At 72.9% G+C, this 7,604-nt stretch carries 10 protein-coding genes; 4 read left to right on the plus strand and 6 right to left on the minus strand.

Annotated elements, in window-relative coordinates; translation table 11 throughout:
* Positions 1–104 precede the first annotated feature (104 nt).
* Together rimI and tsaD are read left to right on the plus strand one after the other, a co-directional pair.
* On the plus strand, positions 105–611 hold the full coding sequence (gene rimI / locus N869_RS11245) for a ribosomal protein S18-alanine N-acetyltransferase (RefSeq protein WP_198026051.1): 507 nt from the start codon (positions 105–107) through the stop codon (positions 609–611).
* 33 nt (positions 612–644) lie between these two features.
* Positions 645–1,715, plus strand: a complete 1,071-nt coding sequence (gene tsaD / locus N869_RS11250; RefSeq protein ID WP_035061672.1) for a tRNA (adenosine(37)-N6)-threonylcarbamoyltransferase complex transferase subunit TsaD — start codon at positions 645–647, stop codon at positions 1,713–1,715.
* A gap of 52 nt (positions 1,716–1,767) precedes the next feature.
* Here the strand turns inward: tsaD and N869_RS11255 are convergent, their stop codons facing one another.
* From N869_RS11255 to N869_RS11270, 4 genes are read right to left on the minus strand one after another with little or no spacing between them, the layout of a single operon-like run.
* On the minus strand, positions 1,768–2,328 hold the full coding sequence (locus N869_RS11255) for an HAAS signaling domain-containing protein (protein WP_035061675.1): 561 nt from the start codon (positions 2,326–2,328) through the stop codon (positions 1,768–1,770).
* Positions 2,325–2,702 carry a PadR family transcriptional regulator gene (locus N869_RS11260; RefSeq protein WP_035061678.1) on the minus strand — a complete coding sequence of 126 codons (378 nt, stop codon included), beginning with the start codon at positions 2,700–2,702 and terminating at the stop codon, positions 2,325–2,327. The genes N869_RS11255 and N869_RS11260 overlap by 4 nt, the downstream gene beginning before the upstream one ends.
* Positions 2,703–2,745: 43 nt before the next feature.
* A complete protein-coding gene (locus tag N869_RS11265) occupies positions 2,746–3,882 on the minus strand; it encodes a glutamate--cysteine ligase (RefSeq protein ID WP_035061695.1) in 1,137 nt (378 codons plus the stop codon).
* 28 nt (positions 3,883–3,910) lie between these two features.
* Complete coding sequence (locus N869_RS11270) at positions 3,911–5,098, minus strand: THUMP-like domain-containing protein (RefSeq protein ID WP_035061681.1); 1,188 nt, start codon at positions 5,096–5,098, stop codon at positions 3,911–3,913.
* Positions 5,099–5,331: 233 nt separating this feature from the next.
* Between N869_RS11270 and groES the strand changes: the two genes are divergently transcribed.
* Positions 5,332–5,628 (plus strand): co-chaperone GroES, encoded by a 297-nt coding sequence (gene groES, locus N869_RS11275; RefSeq protein WP_035061683.1) that lies wholly within the window; start codon positions 5,332–5,334, stop codon positions 5,626–5,628.
* Between the two features lie 75 nt (positions 5,629–5,703).
* Here groES and N869_RS11280 read toward each other — a convergent pair whose 3' ends face one another.
* The gene (locus tag N869_RS11280; RefSeq protein WP_084136990.1) at positions 5,704–6,582 is read right to left on the minus strand and encodes an ion transporter; all 879 of its coding nucleotides are present in this window, start codon (positions 6,580–6,582) and stop codon (positions 5,704–5,706) included.
* A gap of 175 nt (positions 6,583–6,757) precedes the next feature.
* Positions 6,758–7,048, minus strand: a complete 291-nt coding sequence (locus N869_RS11285) for a WhiB family transcriptional regulator (protein WP_035061686.1) — start codon at positions 7,046–7,048, stop codon at positions 6,758–6,760.
* A gap of 234 nt (positions 7,049–7,282) precedes the next feature.
* On the opposite strand from N869_RS11285, the gene N869_RS11290 reads away from it, so the two are divergent.
* A partial coding sequence (locus N869_RS11290; RefSeq protein WP_035061689.1) for a MerR family transcriptional regulator occupies positions 7,283–7,604 on the plus strand: 322 nt, incomplete at its 3' end.

Consider the following 7,604-nt stretch of genomic DNA (forward strand, 5'->3'; position numbering starts at 1 on the left):
CTGGCCCTGGGGCGCGCGGCCCGCGGGACCCCCACACCGGTCGAGCCGCTGTACCTGCGCCGCCCGGACGTCATGCCGGCGGAGGGCCGCAAGCGGGTCACCGGGTGACGGCCCGTCCCGACCCTGCGGGGGACACGCCGGCCGGGACGGCGGGGGAACCGGCGGGGGTCGCCGTGCGGGCACTGACCGCCGCGGACCTCCCGGACCTGGTCACCCTCGAGGACGAGCTGTTCGGAGCAGGCGCGTGGACCGGGGCGATGCTGGACGCCGAGCTCACGGGCCCCGGCCGCTGGTACGCAGGGGTCGACGACGCTGCGGGCCTCGCCGGGTACGTGGGGCTGTGGTTCGACGGTGAGGTCGCTCAGGTGATGACCCTGGGGGTCGCGACCCGGGCGCAGCGTCGAGGGCTCGGCCGGGTGCTCCTCGGGGCGTTGGTGGACCGCGCGCGGCAGCTGGGTGCCCGGGCGGTGATGCTCGAGGTCCGGGTCGACAACGACCCCGCCCTCGAGCTGTACCGGGGCGCGGGCTTCGAGGTCCTGGCCCGCCGTCGGCGCTACTACCAGCCCGAGGACGTCGACGCGTTCACGATGGCTCTCACGCTGGGCCCGTGAGGGGTGGCCCGTCGTGCGCCCTACCCTTGTCCCATGCCTGACGCCTCCCTCGTCCTGGGGATCGAGACCTCGTGCGACGAGACCGGGGTCGCCCTCGCGCGGATCCACGCCGACCGGACCGAGCTGCTGGTCGATGCGGTCGCCAGCTCGGTCGACGAGCACGCGCGCTTCGGCGGCATCATCCCGGAGATCGCCTCACGGGCCCACCTCGAGGCCATGGTCCCCACGATCACGCGTGCACTGGCCGAGGCGGACGTGGACCTGGGTGAGGTCGGCGCCGTCGCGGTGACCGCGGGCCCCGGGCTGATCGGCCCGTTGACGGTGGGCGCGTCGGCCGCGAAGGCGCTCGCGGTGGGCCTGGGGGTGCCGCTGTACGGGGTGAACCACGTGATCGGCCATGCGGCTGTCGACGAGCTGGTCCACGGGTTGTTCCCCGAGCGGGTCATGGCGTTGGTGGTCTCGGGGGGGCACTCGTCGTTGCTGCTGGTCGACGACGTCGTCACGGGAGTCGCCGAGCTGGGGCACACCCTCGACGACGCGGCGGGGGAGGCCTTCGACAAGGTGGGGCGCCTGCTCGGCCTGCCGTACCCGGGGGGCCCGCACATCGACCGGCTCGCGCGCGAGGGCGACCCGACGGCCATCCGCTTCCCGCGGGGGCTGACTGCGGCGAAGGACCAGGCGCGTCACGCGGACGACTTCTCGTTCTCGGGCCTGAAGACGGCTGTGGCGCGGTGGGTCGAGGCGCGGCAGGACGCCGGTCAGGAGATCCCGCTGGCCGACGTGGCGGCCTCGTTCGCCGACGCGGTCGCGGACGTCCTGACCGCCAAGACCATCGCGGCGTGCCGACGCCACGACGTCGGCACGCTGGTGATCGGCGGGGGTTTCTCGGCGAACTCCCAGCTCCGGGAGATGGCCACGGCCCGGTGCGCGGAGGCCGGCATCGACGTGCGGATCCCACCGGTCCGCTACTGCACGGACAACGGGGCGATGATCGCTGCGCTCGGGGCTGCGGCCGTCCGTCGGGGGCTCGCCCCGTCGCCCCTGGACCTCGCGGTGGACTCGTCCATGCCGCTCACCCAGGTCCTCGTCGCCTCCGGTGCCTGACCTGGTTGAGCAGGGCCCGCGGCGTGAAGGGTGCTGGTGGGCTCCTCGGTGCTCATGCCGGCTCCTGCGCCTGGGGGTGCGCGCGGGTGGGGACGCCGCGCCACAGTCGGGCGCCGATCGCGAACGTCACGAGCAGGACCGTGAGGAGCAGCAGTGCCGCAGGGAGCGAGAAGGACCACCCGAGGCCGAGCCGCGTGGGCGCGCCGTCGGCCACGACGGACTCGGTGACCACGGGCATCGCCAGGAAGCTGAGCTCGACCCGGCCACCGCCCAGGGTGGTCAGGGTGTCGATCGACCCGAGCGCGTAGCTGAACCACGAGAACAGGATCAGCAGGCCGACGAGCAGCGCCACGACGGCCCCGTCGAGGATGCGTGGGCACGGGTGGTCGAGCTGTGCGTAGTACTCCTCCGCGAGGCGCCGCGGCGACCCGAGCTGGGCCAGGGCCGCGGGGGTGCCCACCTCGTCGGCGGCGGCCTCGAGCTCGGCGCGCAGCGAGGCGTGGACCTCCTTGCGCTGGGCCGCGGGGTAGCCCTGCATCGCGAGGTCCAGACGCAGGAGGTACCACGTGCGTCGCAGGCGGTCCCGGGTGGGGCGGGTCGAGGCGCTGGTCACGGCGTGTCGTCCTTGGGTGGGTGGGTCAGGTGGGCGGGGTCGGCCGGGTGGGCCCGCGGGGCCAGGACCCGGGCGACCGTGGCGCTCAGCTCGTGCCAGTCGAGCACGGCCCGCTGGAGGCGGGCGTCGCCTGCGGCCGTCACCTCGTAGTACTTCCGGGCGGGGCCCGACGGTGAGGGCACGAGCCGGGTGGTGAGCAGCTGGTCGCGCTCGAGCCGGGCGAGCACCGGGTAGAGCGTCCCCGCGGTGAGGCCGGGCAACCCGCTGGTGCGCAGGCGGGTGACCAGCTCGTAGCCGTAGGACGGTCCCTCGGTGAGGGTTGCCAGCACGAGCATCGGAAGGATGCCCTTGAGCAGCTGCGGCTCCTGGGCCATGGATGCAGGCTACGCCCACTAGCAGGCATTGCCAACTAGTCGCTCAGAGAGGTCGGCCCGCGCGCATCTCAGCCACCAGCGAGCCGACGACCGCGTCGAGCTCACCGTTGTTGCGGCGGGCCACCGCCCGTTGGCGCTGGTAGCCGGCGCCCTTGCGCAGGATGGTCCGCACCCACCCGAGCTCCTCGGCGCAGCCCAGGCGCTCGGCGGTGGGGGCCAGGTCCTGCAGGAGCTGCTCGACGGAGTCGGTCACGAGCTCCTCGCGGCCGTCGGAGTCCAGGATGACGATCGCGTCCATGCCGTAGCGCGCCGAGCGCCACTTGTTCTCCTGGGCGAACCACGGCTGGAGGGTGGGCAGCGGCTCGCCCCGGTCCAGCATGGTCGAGAAGTGCTCGACGAGGCAGTGGGTCAGGGCCGCGAACGCGGCGACCTCGGTGAGGTTCGACGCCCCGTCGCAGATGCGCATCTCCAGCGTCCCGAAGCGGGGTGAGGGGCGCAGGTCCCAGCGGATCTCGTCGACCTGGTCGATCACCCCGGTGTGGATCATGTCCGCGGTGTAGCCCTCGAGCTCGGCCCAGGTGTCGAACTGGAACGGCAGCCCCGCGGTGGGCAGCTGCTGGAACATCAGCGCCCGGTTGGAGGCGTACCCGGTGTCCTTCCCGCCCCAGAAGGGGGAGGAGGCCGAGAGCGACTGCAGGTGCGGGAAGCACGTGAGCATCGCCTTGAGGATCGGCAGGACCTTGTCCCGGTCCTCGATCCCGACGTGCACGTGGACGCCGTAGATCAGCATCTGCCGGCCCCACCACTGGGTCCGGTCGATGAGCGTGGAGTACCGCTGCTTGTCGGTGACCTTCTGCTGCGCCCACCGCGCGAAGGGGTGGGTGCCCGCGCACATGAGCTCCACCCGCAGGGGGTCGGTGACCTCCCGCAGCTCGGTGATCGACCGGTCCAGGTCCGCGGTCGCCTCACCGACGGTGCGGCTCACCCCGCTGACGACCTCGACCGTGTTGAGCAGCAGCTCCTGACGGATCGTCGGGTGCTCCCGCCCGTCCGGAGGGGCCACGGCGTCCAGGACGGTCTGGGCGACCTGACGCAGGTCACCGCTGTCGGCGTCGACCAGGGCCAGCTCCCACTCGATGCCGATGGTCGACCGCTCGGACCGCGCGAACGGGATCCGCATCATCGGCCCCCTGCCGTGCGCGGTGCCATCAGACGGGTTCCGCGACGATCACCTGCTGGCTGCCCGCCACCCGGGTCAGCACGATGGTCGCCTCGCCCTCGCCCCGCAGGTCCAGCTGCTTGCGCAGCTGCTCGGGCACCACCGCGGTGCCGCGCTTCTTGATCGTGAGCCGACCCACCCCACGCTCACGCAAGGCCGTGCGCAGCCTCTTGAGCCCGAACGGCATCACGTCGAGCACGCGGTAGCTGGTCATCACGGGGCTGGTCGCCAGGGTGTCCGAGGTCACGTAGGCGATGGTGCTGTCGATGAGCCGTCCCCGCACCTCCTCGGCGGCCAGGGCGACCAACCCGGACCGGATGACGGCGCCGTCGGGCTCGTGGAGGTAGGCCCCCACCGGACCGACGTCGGCCACGGGCACCCCGTCACCGGGCGCGCGCACCGTCGTCGCGGTCGAGCCGCGCAGCACCAGCGCGGACCTACCGGGTCCCTCAGGAGCGAGCGGGCCGAACCACAGCCCGGCCTCCACGACGTCCCCGTCGACGCTGACCCACTGGGCCTCGGCGTCCTCGGGCAGGGCCGCGTGCGGGATGCCGGGCCCGACCTTCACCCCCAGGGCTGGCACCTGCTCGCGCAGCGCGAGGACGTCGTCCAGCGGCGGGGTGTACGCCGCGGGGTCGTGGCGGCGTCGTCCGCTCGCGGTCCGCCGGGCGGGGTCGGCGAAGACGCCGTCGACCCCCTCGGCGGCGAGGTCCAGGGCCATGGCGTCCACGTGCCGCACCTGGCTCTCGGGGAAGTGCCGCATGTTGACCGTCGCGACCGCCGCGGTCAGCTCGTCGACCTCGGCGGCCAGCACCCGCAGTCCCATGGCGGACATGGCCATCGCGTCCCCGCCGATCCCGCACGTGAGGTCGGCGACGTGGGTGCACCCGGCGTCGGCGTAGCGGCGGCCGTGGCGGGCCCCGACCACCAGCCGAGTGGCCTGCTCCAGCCCGGCGGGGGTGAACAGCATCCCGTCGGCGAAGTCGTCGAACTTGGCGCGCCCCCTGGCCCGCAGCCGGGACTGGGTCAGCGCTGCGGCGACGAGCCCGGCGTCGACACCCTCCTCGCGGAGTCTCTCGGCGATGCGCATGGTGAGGCGCTCGTCGTAGGGGGGCAGGGCGTTGAGCAGGGCCCACCCGTCGGGGCTCAGCAGCTGGGTCAGCGCGGCGGGGTCCACGGTCGTGATCCTCGCACGCACGTGGTGGCCGTGCGCGGTCCGCGCGCGACTCGCCTGGCACTCGTGTTGACCGAGTGCTAACCGCGGCCTAGATTCTGTCCTGGCACTCCGCACGCGAGGGTGCCAGAAGCATCGGCACACGGTCGGGTCGGCCGGCACCCGCGACGACGGGCGGCTCGGACCCGTGGCCACGTTCATCGTCCGTCTTCACGATTGCGAAGGGGAGGTCCGCTGTGTCGGTCTCCATCAAGCCGCTCGAGGACCGGGTCGTCGTCCGCACGCTCGAGGCGGAGCAGACGACGGCATCCGGTCTGGTCATCCCGGACACCGCCAAGGAGAAGCCCCAGGAGGGCGAGGTCCTGGCGGTCGGCCCCGGCCGGGTCGACGACAAGGGCACCCGTGTCCCCGTCGACGTCTCCGTCGGCGACAAGGTCATCTACTCCAAGTACGGCGGCACCGAGGTCAAGTACGGCGGCGAGGAGCTCCTGATCCTCTCGGCCCGCGACATCCTCGCGGTCGTCACCGCCTGACGCCCGTCTGAGCACCGGAGCCCCTGGTCCCCTCGTGGGTCCGGGGGCTCCGTCGTGCGCGGGTGGTGCCCGGGGTCAGCGCCCGAGGTGCCCCCGGAGCTCGCGGACCTGGGCCTCGAGGCGTTCGAGCGCCTCGAGCACCTCGGGTGCGTGACCCTCCTGCGCCTGGGGTGCGGCGGTGGGGGAGTCCGAGGCCATGGCGTCCGCCGGGGTCATGCGGGGCGCCTCGACGGCGAGCTCCTGCATGGTCGAGACGATGATCCCGATGAAGAGGTTCAGGATCGTGAACGTCGCGATCATGATGAAGGGGACGAAGAACGCCCACGCGCCCGGGTGGACCTCCATGACCGGGCGGACGATGCCCATGGACCAGGACTCCAGGGTCATGATCTGGAACAGCGAGTACAGGCTGCGCCCGATGCCGCCGAACCAGTCGGGGAAGGTCTGCCCGAACAGCTGGGTGGCGAGCACCGCGGCGGTGTAGAAGAAGATCCCCATGACCGCCACCACGCCCATGAGTCCGGGGATGGCGTGCAGGAACGCGGCGACCACGCGGCGCAGCGAGGGGACCACGGTGAGCAGGCGCAGGACCCGCAGCACGCGCAGGGCCCGGAGCACGGCCCACGGCCCGGCGCCGGGTACCAGGGCGATCCCCACGACGAGCAGGTCGAAGATCCGCCACCCGCTGCGGAAGAAGTGCCGGCCGTAGGCCGCGATCTTCAGCGCGAGCTCGACGACGAACACCCCGAGGCAGGCGTCGTCGAGCACCGAGATCCAGGCGCCGGCGGCGTCCATCGCCGCGGGCGAGGTCTCCAGACCCAGCAGGACCGCGTTGAGGAGGATCACCCCGACGATGAACCGTTGCACCGGGGCCGCCTCGACCCACTCGGCGAGGGCCAGGCGCCAGCCGCCCACACCGGCTCGTCGCAGCACCAGGGTGTCGTCCTCGTTCATCGTGCTCCTCGTGGTCGCGCAGGCAAGAGCAGGCGCACACTAACCCTGGCGGGCCCGGTGCCGGGACCCGGTCCCATCCCGGACGCACCGAGGCCCCGTCCGGCGGGGAACCGGGCGGGGCCTCGTGTGGTGGCCGTGCCGTGCCTGGGGCGGGAAGGGGCTCCCGCGTCGCGAGCTAGCTGGCCTTGCGCAGGCGCTGGGAGAGGACGGCTGACCGCTCCTCCTCGGACAGCCCTCCCCACACGCCGTAGGGCTCACGGACCGCGAGGGACTGCTCGCGGCACTCCTGGATCACGGGGCAGGTGGCGCACACGGCCTTGGCGGCCTCCGCCCGGCGGCGGCGTGCGGAGCCTCTTTCGCCCTCGGGGTGGAAGAAGAGGGTCGGGTCGGCGTCGCGGCACTTGCCCTCGTACTGCCACTCCCACAGGTCCATCACCGGACCGGGAAGGCGAGAGATCTCCGTCATGGTTCCTCCAAGGGTTCGTGCTCGGGGGCGGCGTGGTCACCGTGGTGCAGTGCGACCAACTTAGAAGCGCGTCAGAAGTTGGTCAACCCCCTTGGGCGATCTTCTTCGTTGGCGTGCCAGCGCACGGTGCGGTATGTCCGTTTTTCGCGCCGATGCTGGCTGTCTGTCCGGCAGCACTCGCCCTGAGATGCCGGGAAGTGGCGGACCGCGCCATCCCCTGGGCACAATCGCTTCATGGCCAGGCCGAGCACCCAGGACGACCGAGGCGAGCGACCCACCCCGTCAGGCCCCTCCCTGACCGTTGCGGCGGTCGCCCGGCGCCTCGGGGTGGCTCCGGCGACCCTGCGCACCTGGGACCGGCGCTACGGCCTCGGCCCCTCGGAGCACCTCGCCGGCTCGCACCGTCGGTACTCCACCGCCGACGTCTCGCGGCTGCTGGTGATGCGGCGGCTCACGCTCGAGGGGGTGGCCCCGTCCGAGGCCGCCCGCACCGCTCTGGCGACGAGCCCCGACGAGGTCGAGGGGCCCGGGCCCCGCACCCCTGCCGTCGTCGACG

This window comes from Cellulomonas bogoriensis 69B4 = DSM 16987 (assembly GCF_000767165.1).
GTDB classification, from domain to species: domain Bacteria; phylum Actinomycetota; class Actinomycetes; order Actinomycetales; family Cellulomonadaceae; genus Actinotalea; species Actinotalea bogoriensis.